Consider the following 21,836-nt stretch of genomic DNA (forward strand, 5'->3'; position numbering starts at 1 on the left):
CGGCTACCAGGACCTCGGCGCCGAGACCGGCGGGCGCGTAGTGACGCCACCGCACCGCAAGTTCAAGACCCTCACGCCGTATCCGCGTCGAGAACGGCATCGCGCATTTGAAGAATTGGCAAACTCTGACCCGCACCTCGGCCGCCGTGAGCACATCAGCGACACCGTCCAGGCCGTCCGTCGCCGGCCTGCTGTCCCACCCGCAGACGACGGACCTGACTTTCGGCACGGCAGAAGTGAACACCGAGCCCAGCCACCGTCCTCGACGCCTCACCGCCTGCCGGGCACGAGCTCGCTGGGGCCGGCCGGGCCGGCTTTTACGCCTGCAACGCCCTGCAACACCCCCGAAGGGCAGTCGGACATCCAAAACAAGAAATATCCGCATTTATTCCACTTTGCGCTTCCCGGTGTGTCAGCTCATCCGAATGGCCAGGTGGCGGATACATGGAGCCACTTTGAGTCACGTGGCTCATTCGCGTTCGCCCAGCTCAAGAGAATGCTCGTTACACTGATTCCGGCGAGGCACACCAGCCTCAGAGCAGCAGGGACATCGCGAACACCATGAACGCAGACATGTCCGAACGGAATGGAAACACCAGCCGACTCACCACAGCCGACCCGACCGTCCGTACCGCAGCCCGCCCCCATTTCCCCCCTTCCACCCCCGAGGGGAAGAGAACGCGCAAGGCAACCAGGACACCACAGGAACCCAGGCCGTCCGGGCCCTCCGTACCCGCCCAGAACCAGGCCGCCGCAACGGACGCCACCTTCACGACCGCGCCCCTCCCCCTCTCGCGCGGCGTAATGACCGGCAGTTGCAGAGTCCGCTGCGGCCTCCTTATCGCGATGCGGTTCGGCATCGGCAATGGTTGCCATTGCCTGTGCTCGGGTGCGGACGTCGGCGCATTAATCGTCTCCGGAAATGCCGGTTCGGCCAACCGAAATTCGCGAGCTGTGTCGCCGCCGCTCCGGGCGGCAGTAGGCGGCCTTTCGGCCATTTCAGCTCATGAGCTGATCGAGCGGCTCGTCGCCCAGGGTCGCGTTCGGATCACCGGCCCTGATGATGACGAGGTCGCGGAGGAATCGGCGGACAAGCGCATTGAGAAGGTTCCGTACGGCGGGTCGGGGCTGGAACTCGTCATAGGGGGTCGTTCCGGTCACCGCGGGTCGGCCGGAAGCAGAACCAGGCGGCCCGGGTGTCCCGCGAGCCCGGGCTCCGCGCACATCAGGCCGTCCCTGCCCTCCGCGCCCGCCGGTCCCTCCAGCCGAGATGGCCGCGCCCCTCCGGAACGCGGGACCGGACGAGCGGGCACGGCCAGCTCACTGGCCGGCATGGAAATCGCCGTGTCATGGCGTGTTCAGCGCGTCACTTGATCGGCCCTGTTTCAGCACCTGCCCCGCCCTACGACCGACCGCCCGTCAAGTGACCGTCGAAAGGCAAGAGCCCCCCACATGGCGTACACAGCTCAAGAGCAACAAAGCGCGTCCCTGGCAGATCTGTCGTTCGAGGCTTTCGGTGTGATGACGGCTCGGCGCGGAGCCGAGCAGGTGCCTCTCGGTCCCCCACGGCACCGGGCCGTGCTGGGACTGCTGCTCATCCGGCTGGGCCAGGTGGTGCCCGCCGATCAGCTCATCGACGAACTGTGGGGCGACAGCCTCCCCAGACGTCCGCAGGCCACCCTGCAGACGTACCTGTCCCACCTGCGGCGGGTGCTGACGGGGCGGCACGGGCCGATCGCCCCGCTGCGCTACCAGGCCCCCGGGTACGTCCTGACGGTGGAGTCGGACACGTTCGACCTGTCCCGGTTCGAGAGCCTCGTCTCCCAGGGGCAGCGCCATGTGGCCGACAGCCGGCTCCAGGACGCCCGCGGCGCGTTCGACAACGCACTGCGGTTGTGGCGGGCGGACCCCTTCCTGGACCTCGCGGCCTACACCCCGCTCGCGGAGGAGGCCGCCCGCCTGGGCCTCCTGCGGACCACCGCCGTCGCGGCCCAGGCCGACACGCTCCTCACGCTCGGCGAGGCCGGTGCCGCCGTCGCGCTGCTGCGCCGCGAGGTGTCCCTCCAGCCCGTCGACGAACGCCTGGTCGGCAGCCTCATGACGGGCCTGTACCGCCTGGGCCGGCAGGCCGAGGCGCTCCAGCTCTACGACCGGACGCGCGCCTACCTCTCCGAGGAACTCGGGGTCGCCCCGGCCCGCGAGCTCCAGCGCGTCCACCTCGCCCTGCTGCGCCACGAACTCGACGACCAGACGTCCGCCCCGGCCGCCGTCGAGGTACGCGGCCGGCCCGACACCGCGGCCGAGCGGGAGGCGGAGGGGCCCGCGCCGGCAGACGGGCCGGTGGCCGTCCCCGAGGACGGACAGCGGGGTACGGCACCGGCGCCCTGGTCCGCCTTCCCCTGCCGCGGCGACGCCCTCGACGCCCTGCGGTCGTCCATCACCGGCGCCCTGCGCGGCAGCGGGCACACCACCGCCGTCGTCGGCGAGGCGGGCGTCGGCAAGACCGAACTGGTGGCACGGGCCACGGATCAGGCGCAGCCGCCGCTGCCGCAGGCGGAGGTGATCCGCGTCAACTGCCGCAGCAGCGAGGGGATGCCCGTCGGCTGGGTGTGGCAGCAGGTACTGCGCCGGCTCGACATCCCGTTCGGGACGTCCTTCGACGACCTGCGCAAGCAGCGCGCCGAACGGCATCCGGTGACAACGCTGTCGCAACCCCCCTCGGACCGGATGGACTTCCTCGCCCAGGACGCGCTGTGCGAAGCGATCCTCCAGTACGCCGACGGCAGCCCCCTCCTGCTCGTCCTCGAAGACGTGCACCTGGCGGACCGCCTCACGCTCGACGTGCTGGGACTGTTCTGCAGCCGCACGCAGGGGCGGCCCGTCAGCGTGGTGATCACGGTCCGCGAACCCGGTCTCGGGGCCGGGCCCGAGACCGACGGCCCGCTCGTCGACCTCCTGGCCGACTCCCGCACCAAGGTCGTGCACCTGGACAACCTCACCGAGGACTACGTCCGGGCCGCGGTCACGGCCCAGGCCGGGCCCGGCGTCGACGCGTCCGTCGTACGGGCGCTGTACGAGCGCAGCGCCGGAAACCCCTATCTCCTCGACCAGTTGCTCGCCGACGCCGGCGGGGCGCGGCGCCTGAACGATCCCCGTGCGGCCGACGTCGTCCGCGCCGGGATCCCGACGGGCGTCCGCAGCATGCTGCGCCGGCAGTTCGCCGGGCTGCCCCCGCGTGTCCTGCGCCTCCTCCAGTGCTGCGCCGTGCTCGGCGGCGAGGCGACGCTGGCCTCGCTGACCGCCATGCTGGACGACGACGGCGCCGGCCACGACGTCCTGGAAGAGATCCTGGCGACCGGGCTCATGCGCAGCGACCCCGACGACCCGCACCGGCTCGTCTTCCGCTGCGGCCTCATCCGCGACGTCCTCCTGGCGGAGCTGCGCTGCCAGGAGCGGGCGGCCCTCCACGCGCGCGCCGTCGGCGTGCTCGGTGCCCGCCACGGCGACTCCCCCGAGGCGAGCGAGCAGATCGCCGAGCACGCCTGGCAGGCCGTGCTGGCCCTGCCGGCCGAGGACGTGCTGCCACACCTCAGGCGCGCCGGCGAACAGGCCATCGTCGACGGCGACTACCGGCGCGCGCAGACCTGGTTCGAGCACGCGCACACCTTGCTTGGCGCCCTGCCCCGGGACGGTGGCGCGGCATCGGAGCAGACGCTGGACCTGCGCAGCAAGCTCCTCTACACGGCGAGCATCACCCGCGGCTACAGCAACCGGCAGGTGGCGGCCGAGGCCGGGCGCGTCCGGAAGCTGTACGCCGCCACGGCGGGCCGGTCCGTCGAGCAGGCTGCCTTGCTGCTGTGGCAGTTCGGGGCCGAACTGATCACCGGCCGGCACGCCGAGTGCGTCCGGCACGCGGAGCAACTGCGCGTTCTCGCCGAGCGGTCCGACGCCCCGGAGGTCCGGTTCTACGAGCGGATCGCCCGCGGTATGCTCCAGTTGCCCAGCGAGACCGCCGACGCGCTCGCCGCCCTGACCGAGGCGGAGCGGATCGCCGAGAAGCTGACCCCCGAACAGCGGGAGCGCATGACCGGCCGCTCCCAGCACGGCCCGCGGTTCATGGCCGCGAACCATCGCGTCCTCACCCTGTGGCTGCTCGGCGCCACCGACGAGGCGCGGGCGCTGTGCGAGGAGCTGCTCGTGGCCACCGGCCTGGACGGCACGCCGGTCGACCAGGCGAGCGCGCACTACTTCCACTCTCTGACAGCGGCCCTGGACGAGGACCCCGACGGGGCGGCGGCCTCCAGCGGCCGCGGCCTGGACATCGCCCGCGCCCACGGCCTGAGCCACTGGACTGCCATGCTCCAGGTGTGCCGGAGCTGGGCACTCCAGCAGAGCGGCGAGGCCGGCGCGCTCGACAGCCTGGAATCGGCCATCGCCGAGCTGCGCGAGCGGCGGCTGCTCATCCGGCTGCCGCTCCACATGGGCCTGCTGGCCCACGCCCAGCACAGCAACGGGGCGACCGAAGACGCCAGACGGACGCTGCGGTCGTCGACCGCGGAGGCCAGATCACGCGGGGAGCTCGCCTATGTGGGCCGCGCCCTGCCGTTCACCCGGCTGTGTCCCCTGACGCCCGCTTCGTAGCGGCCGGGTCGTCGGTTCCTCCGCCTCTCAGCCGGGCGCGGGCCTGGCCGGCCTCGGGGCGGCCGGGTCCGTCGGGGGTCCGCGCCGCCTCCCGCCGCGGGGGCAGGGCGGCGGCGCGGTCTCCGCGGGGGGCCTTCCCATCTCGTCGAGGACGAGCGCCTGTCCGGTGAGGTTGCCGGCCGCCCGGTACGGGTCGGGGGCCTGCGCGTGGTGGCGCAGGGCCGCGTCGTGGTCCTCGCGGCCGTTGGCCGGGAAGGCCGGCGACCGGTGGGTGCGGTCCTGGCCGCTCTGATCGCCGAGTGCGGTGAAAGGGCCGTCGCTTCCTGGAGCCCGGTGCGGGTTCGGTCGTCCTGGGTGAGGCGCACTAGTTCGTGATCTTCCTCGTCGTGCGGCCCGTCAACGAGGGTGGCTGGTCCGGGGCGGGTGGTCGTAGCGCCGTTCGTTGTAACTGAGCATGTCGAGGAGGCCCCGGGCGGTGAGCCGCTGCCGGTTCCCGGGCAGAGCGCGGGCCCGGGGAATCGGCACCCCTGCGGGGTCGGCCCAGGTGAGCCGGCCACGGTCGTCGATGCGGGCCCGGCAGCGGTTCGCGTTGTCCTGGTGCAGGCAGAACGGGATGTCGAGGTGTCCGAGGGCGAACGCGCGGACGAGCGCCTTTCCGACATCGCTGCCGAGGGTCAGCGTGTGCGTGATGATCGCCTGGGCCTCCTCGTAGATCCCGGAGTCCGGGATTCCGGCCGGTTCGGCCACCGCCTCCCGCTCGGCCGCCCTCGCGGCGCGTTCCAGGGCGTCGACGTTCTCCGTGATCGACGGGATTCTGCTGGCCTCCACCGCGGTCTTGACGATCAACCGCTCGGTCCCGGATCTGGCGGCGAGCCTCGCACTCTCCTCGAGGAGCCTGTACGCCCCCTGCCGGGTGCGGGGATAAACGCCCATGTAGGTGTACAGGACGGCGTGCCAGTCGGTGTCTCCGAGCCATTCCTTCGCCAGGGCGCGCAGGGCGTGGATCGCCTCGAGGTCCTGTTGCTGATTCGTCTGCTGGGCGTAGCTGACGGAAATGTCCCGCAGTCCGTGTTCGCGGAAGAACAAGCCTTCCAGAATGCTCAGGGAGATCAACAGGCTCGGCGGGCACAACTGTCCCAGCATACAGCCGCCGAAACTCTCCAGATGCACCGGTTCGCTGGTTCCCGCGAGCATCTCGCAGCATTCCGCCCAGGCGTCGACGGCTTGCGCCAGAGGGACGCGGCTATACGGCAGGCAGTAGGAGACAGGGCCGCCTTCGGTGGCGTCGATGCCGGCCGCCACCAGTCCCTCGAACAATGCGCCGGGCAACGCCGAGCCGTGCCTCACCTGCACCGGGAAGTCGTCGCCCGCGATTCCGGCGAGCAGCTCGCGGGTGGCCGCCGCGCCGTGGGCCACCAGCGGGAACCCGTTGAGGTCCGCGCCCTTCTCCAGAGCGAGAAGGGCCGAGGCGTGATCGTTCACCCGCGTGTAGCTGTCGACGGTGATGGTGCCCACCGTGGCCGCGTCGACGATCCTGACCGCGTCGAGTCCCGCGCGCATCTGCTCGACCGTGCCGAACCCCATGCGCGGCTGGACGACCAGTTTCCCTTCGCTCGACGCCCGCCGGACGAACCGGGTGAAGCGTCCGGGGCCGGTGGGAGGTGCCATCAGGTGCTCCGGATTTCCGTGGAGGCGACGCGTTGCGGCGCGGGCGTGCCCAGGCCGAGGCAGTCGAGGAACCGGTCGAGATCGGCGTCCGCCTCGAACACCGCGTCGAAGCCGTTCGCGACCAGTTCCGCCCGGGATCCCGCCTGCCGGGAACCGTGGACGCCGAGCTTTCCGCCGATGACGACTTTCATGGAGGCGAGCACCGCATGCCCGCGAATCCTTCTGATCAGCCGTAGGCCGTCGATGTGGCCGTGTCCGTTGACCGTGCTGATGACCAAGGCGTCCGGCCGGATTCTGAGGCATTCGGACATGACCAGTTCGTCCGGAGTGCACGCGCCGAGGTTGATCACCTTCCCGCCGTTCTCCTCGAGCAGCAACTGGAGGAAAACGAGGTTCCACATGTGGGAATCCGACGACACGCTGGTCACGACGAATGTCCTGCCGTTTCCACGGGAAGCGGAATTCACGGGCGGTTCATCTCGGCCGCTGCCAGGAACGCGTCGTTGTCCTCCGCGGCTCCTGTCGTCACGCGCACGCCGTCACCCGGATAGGGCCGTACGGCGACTCCGGCCGACGCGCACGCGGCGGCGAACTCCTCGGCGCGGGCGCCGAGCGGCAGCCAGAGGAAGTTCGCCTCCGAGGGCGGCACGTCGAATCCCAGGGCGAGCAGCGCGGCGCGGACGCGGTCCCGTTCGGCGGCCGTTTCCCGGACGCGGCCGAGGAGCTCCTTCTCCGCCGCCAGCGACGCGACGGCGGCGGCCTGGGCGACGTCACTGACGCTCAACGGCATGACCATGCTGTGGACGCGGGAGATCAGGCCGGGTTCCGCGAGCAGATAGCCGACGCGCATGCCGGCGAGGCCGTACGCCTTGGAGAAGGTGCGGGCGACGATCAGGTTCGGCCACGAGGTGAGGAGGCGGGCGCCGAGGCCGGGGTCGCGCGCGTATTCGCAGTACGCCTCGTCGAGCACGACCAGGCACGTGCGCGGCACGGCGTCGAGGAACCGCAGGAGGTCGGCCTCGCCCGACGCGGTGCCGGTGGGGTTGTTGGGGTTGCAGAGCAGCACCAGGCGGGTGTGCTCGTCGACCGCCGCGGCCAGGGCGTCGAGGTCGTGCCCGTCCTCGGCCAGCGGGACCCGTACCGTGCGGAATCCGGCGAGGTCCGCGAGCACCTCGTAGCCGTCGAAGGACGGCCACGAGTAGGCGACGGCTGCTCCCGGTCCGGCGGTCACCGTGAGCAGTGCCTGGAGGAGCGTGATCGATCCGGCGCCCACCGCGACGCGGTCCGGGGAGAGGCCGTAGTGCCGGGCGAGCGCGGCGCGCAGCGCTCCGCAGGCCGGGTCCGGGTACCGGTTGGCCTCGGCGGCGGCGCGGGTGATCGCGTCCAGCACGGACGCTGGGGGCTGGAACGGGTTTTCGTTGCGGGCGAGTTGGTGGGCGGGGGCGGGCCCGCCGGGGTGGACGCCGTCCCCGGCGCCGAGCAGCCGGGTGAGCCCGGCGTGCTCGCGGCCCTCGGCCTGGTCCGCCGCCGGAGATCCGGATGTTCCCGGGGAGCCCGGCAGGCCGGCGGTGCGCTTCTCCAGGAACTCGGCGATGTCCGCCAGCGTCCTGAGGCCGAACAGGTCCTCGTCGGCGATGGTGACGCCGAGGCGCTGGCTGAGCGCCAGGGAGAGTTCGAAGGTGGCGAGGGAGTCCAGGCCGGCGTCCTCGCGGCTCGCGTCCGGGGACACCTGGCCGGCCTCCACCTCCAGCTCCTCGATCATGATCGTCTTCAGCAGTTCGTACACGGGTCCTCCGGTCCGATTGCCGGGCCGCTACGCGTCGGCCGGCTTCCTTCGGGGCGTCTTCCAGCGGTCGGGCACCGCGTTGGTCCGGTGCTCCCAGACGACGTTGTCGTCCCACCACTCCTCGATCCGCCGCAGCTCCGCCCCGGTGTCCGGCTCGGTGAGCCGGAAGACCATCTCGGCGATGGGCCGGCCGAGTCCGGAGGAACTGCCGTAGCGGCGTCCGATGTCGCCGCAGGGCCGGTAGCTCACCGTCCCCGGCAGCGGGCACGTGTCGGGCAGCGCGCGCAGGACTCCCTTGGCCGGCGGGAACCAGACGAAGCCGAGCCGTTCGCCGGTCGGCCGGATCTCGACCTGGTCACCACGTCCGGCCTGGCCGAGCAGGCTCGCGCCGTGGAAGTTCACGCCCAGCACCGCTTCGTGGACGTCGCTGACGAGGGCCGCGCCCGCACGGCAGGCGATCTCGCAGACGACCACGCGGTCGTCGGCGGTGTGGAACAGTTCGAGGTGGAAGGCGCACAGGTCGGGTACGGCGGGAAGCGCGGCCACGACCTGCCGCGCGGTACTGCGCAGCCGCTCGGACAGGGGGTGGTCGTCGGGCATCATCCCCGTCATGGTCGGGGCGTCGTAGGCGACCGAGAACCAGTCGGAGTACAGGTTGCGGGAGGGCACCGCGAGCACCACCTCGCCGTCCTTCATGAGGCCGTTGACGTGATAGAAGTCGCCCTCGACCCAGGCTTCGGCCAGCCGGGGCGCCGCGGTGGCACGCTCCGGGAGGGCGCGCAGGTCCTCCTCGTCCATCAGGACCACCGTGCCGTTCGACGCGCCGGAGTCGAGTTCCTTGACGACGACCGGGAAGCCGACCTTCCACGCGAACTCGGCGAGGTCGTCGTTGGTCCGGAACTTGCGCATGGGGGCGACGTCGATGCCCGCCGCCGCCAGGGTCGACTTCATGACGTGCTTGTCCCGGTACGCCGTGGCCGAGGCGAGGCTCTGGCCGGGCAGGCCGAGTTCGGCCCGTATGCGTGCCGCGCGCAGCACCTCGCGCTCGCCGAGCGACAGGATCCGGCGTACGCCGAACCGCCGGGCGAGGGCCAGGAGTTCGTCGTCCGACAGCTCCCAGAGGTTGGGCACCACCTCCAGGTGGAGGAAGCGTCGTGCGTACGCGGGGATGTCGGCGGAGGGGATGTCCGCTTTCGTGGTCACCACGACCAGCTCCCGCGCCGCGTCGGGGAACCACTCGTGCAGGCGCGAGACGATCTTCTTGGTGTTCAGCAGCAGAAACGGCCCCTGTTCGGCCTTCATGTGCATCCTTCGGTCAGTCGTCGTTTCACGGTCTTCCAGCCGGCCGGGGAAGCCGGCCGCGCACACGTCAGTCGTCCGTGCCGAAGTAGCGGTCCCCGAAGTCCCCGATGCCGGGCAGCATCCACGCGTCCTCGGTCAGCCGCTCCTCGATGGCGGAGGTCACGATCCGCACCCGCGGGTACTGCTCGCAGAAGGCGGTGATGCCCTCGGGGACGGTGATGAAGTTGACGAAGACGATGTTCTCCTCGGGCACGCCGAGGTCTGTCAGCACGCGCAGCGCCGCCAGCGCGGTCCCGCCGGTCGCCATGACCGGGTCGAGGAGCAGCACGTGCCGCCGGGCGATGTCGGCGGGCAGGGAGGTGTAGTAGAGGCGGGCCTCTTTGGTCGTCTCGTCCCGCTGGATGAGGATCTTCCCGATCCTGATCCCCGGGCAGACGTCCCGCAGTTCGCCCTCCATGCTCTCCCCGGCGCGCACCACGGTGACCCCGCACAGCCCGGAGGCGAAGCGCAGCCCCTGGTAGGCGGCGCCGGTCGGGGTGCGGACCTCATGCGGCTCGAAGGGCAGCAGGTCCATGCCCGCCTCGATCAGCAGGCGGATGATCCGGCGCGAGTAGCGGACGAAGTCCTCGTGGCTGGCGTCCCGGTCGCGGATCGCGGTGTGCAGGGCGCGCAGCTGGTCGGTCTGGGGCAGCAGACGGACATTGGTGCCGAGGTATGTGTCGGTCGAGGGGGCGGTGGGCGCGGTCATGGGGCAGCTCTCCTCAGGCCCTCGGAACGAATTTCACGGGAAGCGAGTCGAACCCCCACAGCAGGTTCGAGCGCAGGCGGCGGACCTGGCCGGCGAGTTCGGCGACCTCGACCCGCGCCAGGAGTTCCTCGAACATCACCGTGAGTTCGAGCTTGGCGAGCGAGGAGCCGATGCAGTAGTGGTTGCCCTGGATGAAGCCCAGGTGGCGGTTGGGTTCGCGCTCGATGTCGAAGCGGTCGGGGTCGTCGAAGACCTTCTCGTCGCGGTTGGCCGAGGGCAGCCAGGCGACGACGTGGTCCCCGGCGCTGATCCGCTCCCCGCCGAACTCGACGTCCTCGGTCGCGGTGCGCAGCGCGTGCATGACAGGCGAGGTGTAGCGCACGATCTCCTGGATCGCCGAGGGCATGAGGGCGGGCTCGTCGCGCAGCCGGTGCCACTGATCCGGGTTGTCGATGAGGGCGAGCAGCCCGCCGACGGTGGCGTGCCGGGTCGTCTCGTTGCCGCCGGAGACCAGGGCGTCGCAGTTGTAGAGGATCTCCTGGTCGGTCAGCGGGGCGCCGTCGATCTCGCCGCACACCAGGGCGCTCATGAGGTCGTCCTTCGGCTCCCGCCTGCGCTCCGCGGCGAGGTCCTGGAAGTGGAGCAGGATCTCGGTGTGGGCCCGGACCTTGCGCGCCTCCTCCGCCTCGTCGAGGGCGGTGGAGCTCCAGGCGAAGCGGGTGCGCTCGACCATGAAGTCCCAGTCGGCGGGCGCGACGCCGAGCATGTCGCAGATGACCGAGACCGGCAGTTTCTGGGCGACGCGCGTGAACTCGCACTCCCCCGCGGCCAGCGCCTCGTCGATGGCTTTGGCGGCCGTCTCGCGCATGGTGGCCTCCAGCCGGCTCACCATGCGCGGGGTGAACGCCGAGCTGACGACCTTGCGGATCTTGTCGTGCCGGGGCGGGTCGGTGATGTTGAGCATCTTGCCGGCCGCGGCGGCGAGGACCTGCGGGTCGGAGTCGAGGCGCATCCCGTTCTGGGAGCTGAAGACGCGGGGGTCGGTCAGCATGTCGGTGCACAGGCCGTGGGTCATCACCGCCCAGAAGTGCTCTCCGTTGGCCCGCTCGTTGCGGTAGACGGGGTGTTCGGCGCGCAGCCGCGACCAGACCGGTGCGGGGTCGGAGTCCCGGTACAAGAGCGGGTCGGACAGGTCAACTCTCATCGGCTCTCCCGGTGTCGATCGTGGTGGCGGAAAGGAGGACCTCGCGCAGGGCGTGCAGGACGTGGTCCGGGTGTTCTCCCAGGTAGAAGTGGCCGCCGGGGAAGGTGCGGAGCGTGAAGCGGCCCAGGGTCGCGCCGGCCCAGGCGCCCGCGTCGCCGACGCCGACCGCCTCGTCCTGGCGGCCCACGAACGCGGTGACGTCGGTCCGCAGGAGCGGGCCGCCGGCGCGCGGGACGTAGGACTGGACGATGCGGTAGTCGTCGCGGACCGCCGGCAGGAAGACCGAGCGCATGTCCGGGTCGTCGAGCAGGCCCGCGTTGCCCGAGCCCAGCTCCTTGAGGAGGGCCACGAGCCGGTCGTCGTCCAGGAGGTGGGCACCTTCCTGCCCGGCGAAGGGGCGCACCCGCTGGGGGGCGCCGCACCCCGAGACCACGAGGTGGAGTACGGCGCCGCCCCGGCCGTCGGCCGTGAGGCGGCGCAGGACCTCGTAGCCGACGACGGCGCCCATGCTGTGCCCGAAGAAGACGGCGGGCCGGTCGAGGAGTCCGCGCAGCTCCTCGGTGACCTGGTCGGCGAGGGTGTGCAGGTCGGGCGGGAACCCCTCCCGGATCCGGTTCTCGCGGCCCGGGTACTGGACGGCCCACACCTCGGCCCCGGCGAGGTCACGGCCGCCCCAGTCCCGGAAGTAGCTGGCCGCGCCCCCGGCGTGCGGGAAGCACACGAGCCGGGCCGGGGCCGCAGGCCGCGGCGGGCCGAAGGTGCGCAGCCAGGGGCTGTCCGGGCGCGTGGCGGCGGCCTGTCGCGGTGCCACCGCCGGTCAGCTCCGTCCGGCGCGGGCCGCCGCGCCGTCGCCGGTCGCCCGGGTGACGGCTTCGGCGAGCCCGGCGATGGTCGGGGACTCGAACAGCACGCGGGCCGTCATGGCGACGTCGAACCGGGCGCGGATGCGGGCGATGAGGCTCGCGGCGAGCAGGGAGTGGCCGCCCACCTGGAAGAAGTCGGCGTCGACGCTGATGCCGCGGCGGCCGAGGATGTCCTCCCAGATGTCGGCCAGGACCGCTTCCTCGGGGGTGCGCGGCGCGATGTGGACGGCTTCGCCGTCGTCGTCGGGTTCGAGGGCGAGCAGGGCGGCCCGGTCGATCTTCCCGTTGGGGGTCAGGGGGAAGGCGTCCAGGACGTGGACGGCCGTCGGGATCATGTACCAGGGCAGCCGGCCGCGCAGGTGGGCGATCAGTTCGGCGGCCGGCGGCGCGGCCCGCCCACCCGCGGTCACGAAGCACACGAGGGCACTGTCGGGGCCGTCGTCGGTCACCAGGGCGACGCACGCCCGGACGTCCTCGTGCTCGGTGAGCACGGCCTCGATCTCGCCGGGCTCGATGCGGTAACCGCGCAGTTTCACCTGGTGGTCCCGGCGGCCGAGGAACTCCAGGCAGCCGTCGGCGTCCGCGCGCACCAGGTCCCCGGTGCGGTAGAGCCGGCTGCCGGGCACGCCGGAGAAGGGGTCGGGCAGGAACCGCTCGGCGGTGGTCTGCGGCGCGTTCAGGTAGCCGACGGCCACGCCCGCCCCGCCGATGAACAGCTCGCCCGGCTCTCCCGCCGGGACCGGCCGCAGGGCGTCGTCGAGGACGTACGTGCGGACGTTGTCGATGGGGCGGCCGATCGGGACGGAGCCGTACTCGCCGGTCTCCCAGTCGGCGCCCGGCTCGTGGACCGTCGTGGTGATGGTGCCCTCGGTGGGGCCGTAGACGTTGAACCAGCGGATGTCCTCGCCGACCCGTTTCTTCCAGGTCAGCAGGGCCTGACGGGCCGCCTTCTCGCCGGCCACGATCATCGTGCGCAGCGCGGACTCCGTGGCCAGCCGCAGCAGGCAGTCCTCCTCCGCGACCCAGCTGTGCCAGAAGGCCGTGGGCACGCTCAGGAAGGTCGTGCCGGTGTCGATGACCTGCTGGGTCAGGGCCCGGAACGTCTGGCGCAGGGGGTCGCTGCCGAGGACGAGGGCCGCGCCGTGCAGGAGCGGCGGGAAGATCTCCTCGGCAGCGGCGTCGAAGCTCAGCGGCCTGCACTGCAGGACGCGGTCGCCGGGGGCGAAGGCGAAGTACCGGTTCACGGCAGAGCTGTGGTTCGCCAGGGAGCGGTGCGTCACCAGGACGCCCTTGGGGCGGCCCGTGGAGCCGGAAGTGTGGATGACGTAGGCGGTGTCCGACGGCAGCGGGACGGGGCTGTCCGGTGCGGGCGCGGCGGACAGCGCGTCGATGTCCTGCCGGTGCTGGTCGAGGCAGAGGATCTCGCCGTCGTGGTCGGGGAAGAGCGGCCTCAGCGGCTCCTGGGTCAGGAGCAGGCGTGCTCCCGTGTCGGACAGGACGTACCGCAGCCGCTCGACCGGGTACTCGGGGTCGAGGGGCACGTAGGCGGCGCCGGTCTTCAGGACGCCGAGCAGGGCCGTGATCATCTGCGGCGACCGCTCGACGCACAGGCCCACGAACGCGCCGGGCCCCACGCCGCGCAGCCGCAGGTATGCGGCCAACTTGCTGGAGTCGTCGTCGAGTTGACGGTACGAGATCTCATGGTCCCGCCAGATCAGGGCCGGCGCCCCGGGGGTGCGCGCGACCTGGGCGGCGAACAGGTCGTGCAGGCAGGCACCCGCGTCCTTCCCGGTGTCCGGGAGTCTGGCGGGCCGGATGTCCGGCCAGTGGGCGCCGATGTACTCCAGGCACTCCCGGCGGCCGGCCGCCCGGTGCGCGACGCGCCAGCCCGGTGGTACGTCGGGGCCGTCGGCCCACAGAGCGTGCCGGTTCTCGCTGTTCACCAGGACCAGGCAGGCACCGTTGTCGTCATGAATCGGGTTGACCACGGATCGCAGTCCCCTTCGGATGCTGAATGTGCGGCGTGCGCACTGGCGTTGTAGCGGGGGAAGCCCCAAGGTGGTGCCCGCACAGCATGTCGCCGCGTCCCTGCAAGGACCTCGCCGCCTCGCTTGCCCCGCCCGCGGCGCCGGCCGGTCAGTGCACGGCAAGCCGTCGGCAAGGCCCCGGTTCCAGGCTGGGCCGCGTAGGGACCACCGCGGCCGGCCTCCGCGGGCCGGTCCCCCTGCGGATCACGCCGCACCTTGACGGAAAGGCGACCGTACATGCAAGCAACTGGACGGCTGTCCGTATCGGTCCTGGGCGCCGGACTCATCGGTATGGACCTGGCGACCAAGATCATGCGCTCGGACTGTCTCGACCTGCGGCTCGTCGCGGGGCGGCACGACGCCGCCGAGCTGCGGCGGGCTGCCCGGCGCGGGATGCCGGTGGCGACCGGGGGCATCCAGTCCCTCGTCGACGCCGAGGAGGACTTCGACGTGGTGTTCGACGCCACCAACGCGTCGTTCCACGCCGAGCACGCGGAGAAGCTCGCGGCGTCCGGGGCGATGATCGTCGACCTGACACCCAGCAGAGTCGGGCAGATGATCGTCCCGAGCGTCAACCGGGAGGACATCGGCTCCCACCGCGACATCAGCATGGTGACCTGCGGCGGGCAGGCGTGCGTACCGATCCTGCACGCGATCGCGAGAGCGCACGAGATCGACTGCGTCGAGGTCGTGACCACGGCCGCCACCCTGAGCGTGGGCCGCGCCTCACGCCTGAACCTCGACGAGTACGTGCAGACCACGCAGGACGCGATCCGCTGGTTCACCGGCGTCGAGGACGTGAAGGCCCTCGTCAACATCAGCCCGGCCCGGCCCGCGGCCACCTTCCGGGTCGCCATGTACCTGCGGGGCCGGGACCTCACCACCGACTCGGTGCGCGCGCTGGTGACGAGAGCCGCTGACGAAATCCGCACGTACGTCAAGGGGTTCGGCGTCAGCGTGTGCACCGTCAACGACTCCACGGCCTTCGTCTCCGTGGAGGTCACCTCGTCCGGCGACCGGCTGCCGCACTACGCCGGGAATCTCGACATCATCAATTCCGCCGCGATCCAGGCCGCCGAGTGTTACGCGGCGGGCCGGCTCGCACTGGCAGGCAGGGAGACGGCATGAGCCAGGAAGCGGCCCGGGACGCCGCCGCGGGCAGGCCGGTCCAGATCCACGACCCGACGCTGCGCGACGGTCAGCACGCCGTGCGGCACAGCCTCGGCGCGGAGCAGTTCCGCGCCTATCTGAAAGCCGCGGACGCCGCAGCCGTCCCGGTCGTCGAGGTCGGCCACGGCAACGGGCTGGCCGCCTCGTCCCTCCAGGTCGGCCGGGCCCGGCTGAGCGACGACGAGATGATGTCGATCGCCCGGGAGACCCTGACGACCAGCAAGCTCGGGGTTCTCATGTTCCCGGGCTGGGCCACCACCCAGGACATCAAGAACGCCCTCGCGTACGAGGTCGACCTGGTGCGCATCGCGACGCACTGCACCGAGGCCAGCGTCGCCGAGCGCCACCTCGGCTTCCTGCGCGACGAGGGCGTGGAGGCGCACGGCATCCTCCTGATGACGCACATGGCGAGCCCCGACCAGCTCGCCGAGGAATGCGCGCGCCTGGTCGGGTACGGCGCCACCGGTGTGGGCATCCTCGACTCCTCGGGGCACTTCCTGCCCTCGGACGTCACAGCCCGCATCGGGGCCATCTGCGCCGCCGTCGACGTGCCGGTGATGTTCCACGGGCACAACAACCTCGGCATGGCCGTGGCGAACTCGATCGCGGCGGCTCAGGCGGGGGCGGGCATCCTCGACGCGTGTGCGCGGGGCTTCGGCGCCGGCGCCGGCAACACCCAGCTGGAGGTCCTGGTGCCGGTGCTGGAACGGCTGGGGTTCCGGACGGGCATCGACCTGTACCGGCTCCTGGACGCGGCGGACATCGCCGGGCGGGAGCTGATGCCGGCGCCGCCCACCATCGACTCCGTCTCCATCGTCAGCGGGCTGGCCGGGGTGTTCTCCGGGTTCAAGAAACCGGTGCTCGACATCGCGGCGCGGGAAGGGGTCGATCCGCGCGACATCTTCTTCGAACTCGGCAGGCGTCAGGTGGTCGCGGGCCAGGAGGACCTGATCGTGGAGGTGGCGCTGGCCCTGCGCGCCGCCCGGGACGGTGCAAGCCCGGCGAGCAGTGGGACCGGCCCATGCTGACCGTGAACGAGAACTCCCGGTACTTCGTGCCGGCCCCCGCGGTGGGAAGCATCCTCGGGGGCGCCGAGCTGGCCGCGCTGGGCGAGGTCGTCCGGTCCGGCGAGAGCCTCTCCCAAGGGCGGTGGCGGGACGCATTCGAGCAGGCGATGCGCGAGCACGTCGGCAGCCGGTACGCGATGACCGTCACCAGCGGAACCGTCGCCGTCGCGCTCGCCGTGCACCTGCTGGACCTCGCCCCCGGTGACGAGGTCATCGTGACCCCGCAGACCTTCAAGGCCACCGTCGACCCCCTGCTGGCCCACGACGTGACGGTCCGTTTCTGCGACGTGGAGCCGGACACCCTGAACGTGGACGTCGACTCGTTCGAGTCGCTGATCACCCCGCGGACCCGGGCCCTGATCCTGGTCCACTACGGCGGCCGGCCGGCCCGCATGGACGAGATCATGCGGGTGGCCCGCCGGCACGGCGTCCGGGTGATCGAGGACTGCGCGCACGCGCTGGGCGCCCTCTACCGCGGCCGGCGGCCGGGCGCGCTCGGCGACATCGGGTGCTTCAGCTTCCACTCCAGCAAGAACATCACGACCCTCGGCGAGGGCGGCATGCTCACCTTCGACGATCCCGAGTGGGCCGAGCGCCTCGACCGCATCCGCTCCAACGCCGCCGACGGGGTCCTCATCCCGTCGCCGCTGTCGGCCGGGCCGTACCAGCACTCGGAGCCCTGGATGATGTGGGCGGGGGACTCGTACGAGAAGGAGTGCCTGCGCATCCGGCACCCCGGGAGCAACGCCACGCTCAGCGAGGCCGGGGCGGCTGTGGGGCTGGTCCAGCTGGAGCGTCTCGAGGAGCTGGCCGGGCGGCGGCGGTGGATCGCCGGACGTCTCGCCCGGACGCTGGCGGAGTTGCCGCAGGTGCGGCTGGCCGACGTGCCCGAGGACATCCACCACCCCTACCACCTGTTCACCTTCTTCGTCCGGCCGGGACAGGGCGTGAGCCGCGACGAGGTCATCCACGCCCTGGAGGACGCCGGGGTCCAGGTGCAGGTGCGTTACTTCCCCCTGCACCTGCGCCCCGAGTGGCGGGGCCGGGGCCACCGGCTCGGCGAGTGTCCGGTCACCGAGCGGCTCTGGTTCCACGAGCAGGTCAACCTGCCCTGCTACCCGTCGATGACCGACGGCCAGGTGGAGCACCTGGTGCTGGCCCTGAAGTCCGCGCTCACCGGACGGCGGGACACCGGCGAGCGCGGCACGTCGAGTTACGAGGAGGCCCGGGCATGACGGAATCCTATGACGTGGTGGTCGTGGGAGGCGGGCCCGTGGGCCTGGCCACCGCCTGGCAGGTCGCCGAGCGCGGCCACCGGGTACTGGTCCTGGAGCGGCACACGTTCTTCAACGAGAACGGGGGCACCAGCGGCGCCGAGCGGCACTGGCGGCTCCAGTACACGCAGGAGGACCTGTTCCGCCTGACGCTGGAGACCCTTCCGCTGTGGCGCGCGCTGGAGAGCCGCTGCGAGCGCCGCCTCATCCACGAGATCGGCAGCCTCTGGTTCGGGGACACCGACGTCGTCACCAACGAGGGCCAGATCTCGGGGACCGCCGCGATGATGGACAAGCTCTCGGTGCGCTACGAGTGGCTCAAGGCCACCGACATCGAGCGGCGGTTCGGATTCCGTGGCCTGCCCCGGGACTACGAGGGGTTTCTCCAGCCGGACGGCGGGACGATCGATGTCAGGGGAACGCTGGCGGCGCTCTTCACCCTCGCCCAGGCGACCGGCGCCACCCTGCGCGCCGGGGAGACGGTGACGGAACTCGTGCCGGACGCGGACGGGGTGAGCGTCACCACCGACCGGGGCACCTATCGGGCCGGCAAGGTGGTGCTGGCCTGCGGCCCCTACACCAACGACCTGCTGGAACCGCTGGGCGCGCGCCTCGCGTACTCGGTGTACGAGATGGCCATCGCCGCCTACCGGCAGGCCACGCCGGTGACGGAGGCGCCGTTCTGGTTCGCCTTCCAGCAGCCGGCGCCGCAGGACACCAACCTGTTCTACGGGTTCGGCCACAACCCGTGGGCGCCCGGGGAGTTCGTGCGCTGCGGGCCGGACTTCGAGGTGGACCCGCTCGACCACCCCTCGGCGGCCACCGGCGTCGCCGACCGGCGCCAGATGGACCGGCTCTCGGGCTGGCTGCGGGACCATCTGCCCACGGTCGATCCCGACCCGGTGCGGACCTCGACCTGCCTGGCCGTACTGCCCACGGACCCCGAACGGCAGTTCTTCCTCGGCACCGCCCGGGACCTGATGACGTACGGAGAGAAGCTCGTCGTCTACGGGGCGGGCTGGGCGTTCAAGTTCGTCCCGCTGTTCGGCCGGATCTGCGCCGACCTTGCTGTGGAGGACTCCACCGCGTACGACATCTCACGGCTCGCCCCGCAGTCGGCTCTCTGACGTGGCCGCCGGAAAGGAAGGTGACAGGGCGTGAGTTCATTCCGTCCCGAGGATCCGGGCCTCCCGAGGATTCCGCCGGAGCGTGCGCGGGAGTACCGCGACCGCGGGTGGTGGCGTCCCGAGCGGGTCGACCGGCTGGTGCTGCGGCACGTGGCCGAGGATCCCGAGAAGGAGGCCGTCCGCGGCCCCGGCGGCCGGCTGACCCGGCGCGAGCTGGCGGACGCGGTCGCCGGCGCCGCCGCCCGGCTGGCCGGCCTCGGGATCGCGCGCGGGGACCGTGTCCTGGTCCAGCTCCCCAACGACCTGGAGCTGGTCGTCCTGCCGCTGGCGCTGATGCGGCTGGGCGCCCACCCGGTGATGGCGGTGCCCACGCTGCGCCGCCGCGAGCTGCTGGCGGTCGTGGCGGCCACCCGGCCCACGGCCGTGGCCGTACCACACCGCTGGCAGCGCTTCGACCATGTCGCGCTGGCGAGGGAACTGCGGGAGAGCTGCCCGGGCATCCGGCACATCCTGGTCGCCGACCGCGCGGCGGACGCCGTTCCCGAAGGCACCGAGGACCTGGTCGAGCTGTGCCGACCGGACCCCGGGGCGAGGCCCCTGCCCGATCTGGGGCCGCCGCTGGCCGATGAGCCCGCCGTCTTCCTGCTGTCCAGCGGGACCACCGGCCCGCCGAAGGCGATCGCGCGCGCCCACGAGGGCTACGGCTACATGATCCGCACGGCCGCCCGGTGGGCCGGGCTGTCACCGGACACGGTGTACCTCGCCGTCATGTCGGGGGCGCACGGGTTCGTCCTCAACTGCCCCGGCATGTTCGGCGCCCTGGCCTTCGGCGGCCGGGTCGTCCTGGGCTCGCCGGGAGATCCCGGGGCGGCGCTCGACCTCATCGACCGGGAGGGGGTGACGCACACGACGCTGGTGCCCGCGCTGATCACCCAGTGGCTGAGCGAGGCCGGACGGCGGGGGCGCGGGCCGACGTCGCTGCGCGTGCTCCAGGCCGGCGGCGCCCGTCTGGAGCCCGCCCCGGCGGCCGAGGCGCACAAGCTGCTCGGCTGTACGGTGCAGCAGTGCTACGGCATGAGCGAGGGGCTGCTGACCTACACCGCGCTGGACGACCCCGATGACGTCATCGCCCACACCCAGGGGCGGCCCGCCTCACCCGGCGACGAGATCCGCATCGTGGCCGAGGACGGCACCGAAGTGGCACCCGGCGAGACGGGAGAAGTGCTGACCAGGGGCCCGTACACGGTCGCCGGGTACTACGCGGCGCCGGACGCCGACGCGCGCGCCTTCACCGACGACGGCTTCTACCGCACCGGCGACCTGGCACGGCTCCACCCATCGGGCGGGCTGGTGGTGGAGGGCCGGATCGGTGACGTCATCAACCGCGGCGGGGAGAAGATCTCCGCCGGGGAGATCGAATCGCTGCTCGCCGAGCACCCCCTGCTGCGGGCGGTCGCGGCGGTCGCGATGCCGCACCCGGTGTGGGGGCAGACGGTCTGCGTCTTCGCCGTCCCCTCCGACCCGGAGAAGCAGCCGACGCTGCTCGGCCTGCGCCGCTTCCTCACCGAGCGCGGCATCGCCACGTACAAACTGCCCGAGGACATAAGGGTGGTCGACGCCCTCCCGATGATCGGCGTCGGCAAGATCAACCGGGTCGCGCTCCGTGCGGCGGCAGCGGACCGGCAGGCCCGAGAGGAACGGGAACCCACCCCATGACCGAGACGTTCGGCCACGACATCCCGTCGTTCCCCATGGCCCGCGAGTGCCCCATGCACCCGCCCGCCGAGTATCGCAAGCTGCGCGTGCAGGAGCCGGTCAGCCGGGTCCGCATGCCCGACGGTCAGGTGGCCTGGCTGGTCCTCAAGCACGATCTGGCCCGCAAGCTGCTCGCCGACCCGCGGGTCAGCGCCGACCGCCTGCACCCGGCGTTCCCGGGCCGGCTGACCGCCGAGCAGCGCACGGCGACCGAGCGCGTCCGCCGGCTCAGCACCCGGCGGTCCATGATCCACCTGGACGGGGACGAGCACGGGGCTCACCGCAAGATCCTGACCGGCGAGTTCTCGCTGCGCCGGATCGCCGCTCTGCGCCCGCGGGTCCAGGAGATCGTCGACCGGAGCATCGACGAGATGCTGGCCGCGCCGCAGCCGGCCGACCTCGTCGAGCACGTGTCGCAGGCGGTGCCGTCGCTGGTGATCTGCGAGCTGCTGGGCGTGCCCCACGAGCAGCGCCGTGACTTCCACGAGTGGGCGGGCATGCTGGTCAGCCGGTCCGTCTCGATACGGGAGCGCGCCGCGGCCTCCGACGCGCTCAACGACTTCCTGGAGGACCTCGTCACCGAGAAGGAGCGGGGCGAGCCCACCGACGACCTGATCGGCCGGCTCATCGCGCGCAACCGGCGGACGCCGGTGATGACGCACGACGAGATCGTGGGCACCGCCGTCATGCTGCTGATCGCCGGGCACCAGACCACCGCGAACATGATCTCGCTGGGCGTGGTGGCGCTGCTGGAGAACCCGGAGCACAAGGCACGGATCGCCGCCGACCCCTCGCTGCTGCCCCCGGCGATCGAGGAGATGCTGCGCTACTTCAGCGTCGTGGAGAACGCGCCCGCCCGGGTCGCCACCGAGGACATCGAGATCGGCGGCGTGACCATCCGCAAGGACGAGGGCATCGTCGTGTCCGGGCTGGCCGCCGACTGGGACGACGAGGTCTTCGAGCACCCGGACCGGCTCGACTTCGAACGCGGCGCGCGCCACCACGTCGCCTTCGGGTACGGAGTCCACCAGTGCCTCGGGCAGAACCTGGCCCGGGTGGAGCTGGAGATCGTGTTCGAGACGCTGCTGCGCCGGGTTCCGGGCCTGTCGCTGGCCGTGCCCGCCGAGGAGCTGCCGTACAAGGACGACGCCGGGATCTACGGCATCTACCGGGTGCCGGTGAACTGCTGAGGAGAGGGGCACGC

The 21,836-nt window shown here is 71.9% G+C and carries 15 protein-coding genes; 7 read left to right on the forward strand and 8 right to left on the reverse strand.

The window, feature by feature from the left end; translation table 11 throughout:
* Positions 1-1,548: 1,548 nt before the first annotated feature.
* On the forward strand, positions 1,549-4,641 hold the full coding sequence (locus HB370_RS01775) for an AfsR/SARP family transcriptional regulator (RefSeq protein WP_167345755.1): 3,093 nt from the start codon (positions 1,549-1,551) through the stop codon (positions 4,639-4,641).
* Between the two features lie 396 nt (positions 4,642-5,037).
* On the opposite strand, the gene HB370_RS01780 is transcribed toward HB370_RS01775, so the two are convergent.
* The 8 genes from HB370_RS01780 to HB370_RS01815 form a co-directional block, all read right to left on the reverse strand.
* Positions 5,038-6,309, reverse strand: coding sequence for a methylaspartate mutase (locus tag HB370_RS01780; protein WP_030787294.1), 1,272 nt, complete (start codon positions 6,307-6,309; stop codon positions 5,038-5,040).
* On the reverse strand, positions 6,309-6,776 hold the full coding sequence (locus HB370_RS01785; RefSeq protein ID WP_342450985.1) for a cobalamin-dependent protein: 468 nt from the start codon (positions 6,774-6,776) through the stop codon (positions 6,309-6,311). The genes HB370_RS01780 and HB370_RS01785 overlap by 1 nt, the downstream gene beginning before the upstream one ends.
* Positions 6,773-8,095, reverse strand: coding sequence for a histidinol-phosphate transaminase (locus HB370_RS01790; protein ID WP_030787300.1), 1,323 nt, complete (start codon positions 8,093-8,095; stop codon positions 6,773-6,775). The genes HB370_RS01785 and HB370_RS01790 overlap by 4 nt, the downstream gene beginning before the upstream one ends.
* 27 nt (positions 8,096-8,122) lie before the next feature.
* Entirely contained in the window at positions 8,123-9,397 is a 1,275-nt protein-coding gene (locus HB370_RS01795; RefSeq protein WP_051815987.1) for an ATP-grasp domain-containing protein, read from the reverse strand.
* Positions 9,398-9,464: 67 nt separating this feature from the next.
* Positions 9,465-10,145 carry a uracil phosphoribosyltransferase gene (upp, locus tag HB370_RS01800; protein WP_051815988.1) on the reverse strand — a complete coding sequence of 227 codons (681 nt, stop codon included), beginning with the start codon at positions 10,143-10,145 and terminating at the stop codon, positions 9,465-9,467.
* A 13-nt stretch (positions 10,146-10,158) separates the two neighbouring features.
* On the reverse strand, positions 10,159-11,349 hold the full coding sequence (locus HB370_RS01805; protein WP_030787308.1) for a cytochrome P450: 1,191 nt from the start codon (positions 11,347-11,349) through the stop codon (positions 10,159-10,161).
* A complete protein-coding gene (locus HB370_RS01810) occupies positions 11,339-12,160 on the reverse strand; it encodes an alpha/beta fold hydrolase (RefSeq protein ID WP_208974366.1) in 822 nt (273 codons plus the stop codon). Before HB370_RS01810 ends, HB370_RS01805 begins: the two co-directional genes overlap by 11 nt.
* A 6-nt stretch (positions 12,161-12,166) precedes the next feature.
* Positions 12,167-14,200 (reverse strand): amino acid adenylation domain-containing protein, encoded by a 2,034-nt coding sequence (locus HB370_RS01815; protein WP_030787315.1) that lies wholly within the window; start codon positions 14,198-14,200, stop codon positions 12,167-12,169.
* Between the two features lie 276 nt (positions 14,201-14,476).
* Here HB370_RS01815 and HB370_RS01820 point away from each other — a divergent pair, with 276 nt between their 5' ends.
* The 6 genes from HB370_RS01820 to HB370_RS01845 are packed head-to-tail and all read left to right on the forward strand — an operon-like array spanning position 14,477 to position 21,822.
* The gene (locus HB370_RS01820; RefSeq protein ID WP_030787320.1) at positions 14,477-15,367 is read left to right on the forward strand and encodes an acetaldehyde dehydrogenase; all 891 of its coding nucleotides are present in this window, start codon (positions 14,477-14,479) and stop codon (positions 15,365-15,367) included.
* A complete protein-coding gene (gene dmpG, locus HB370_RS01825; protein WP_030787323.1) occupies positions 15,364-16,437 on the forward strand; it encodes a 4-hydroxy-2-oxovalerate aldolase in 1,074 nt (357 codons plus the stop codon). Before HB370_RS01820 ends, dmpG begins: the two co-directional genes overlap by 4 nt.
* Positions 16,431-17,711 (forward strand): DegT/DnrJ/EryC1/StrS family aminotransferase, encoded by a 1,281-nt coding sequence (locus HB370_RS01830; protein WP_030787326.1) that lies wholly within the window; start codon positions 16,431-16,433, stop codon positions 17,709-17,711. Before dmpG ends, HB370_RS01830 begins: the two co-directional genes overlap by 7 nt.
* Entirely contained in the window at positions 17,708-18,877 is a 1,170-nt protein-coding gene (locus HB370_RS01835) for an FAD-dependent oxidoreductase (protein ID WP_030787329.1), read from the forward strand. Before HB370_RS01830 ends, HB370_RS01835 begins: the two co-directional genes overlap by 4 nt.
* A 30-nt stretch (positions 18,878-18,907) precedes the next feature.
* The gene (locus HB370_RS01840) at positions 18,908-20,593 is read left to right on the forward strand and encodes an AMP-binding protein (protein WP_030787332.1); all 1,686 of its coding nucleotides are present in this window, start codon (positions 18,908-18,910) and stop codon (positions 20,591-20,593) included.
* Entirely contained in the window at positions 20,590-21,822 is a 1,233-nt protein-coding gene (locus HB370_RS01845; protein WP_030787337.1) for a cytochrome P450, read from the forward strand. Before HB370_RS01840 ends, HB370_RS01845 begins: the two co-directional genes overlap by 4 nt.
* Positions 21,823-21,836 lie beyond the last annotated feature (14 nt).

The organism is Streptomyces sp. DSM 40868 (assembly GCF_011820545.1).
GTDB classification, from domain to species: Bacteria; Actinomycetota; Actinomycetes; order Streptomycetales; family Streptomycetaceae; genus Streptomyces; species Streptomyces eurythermus.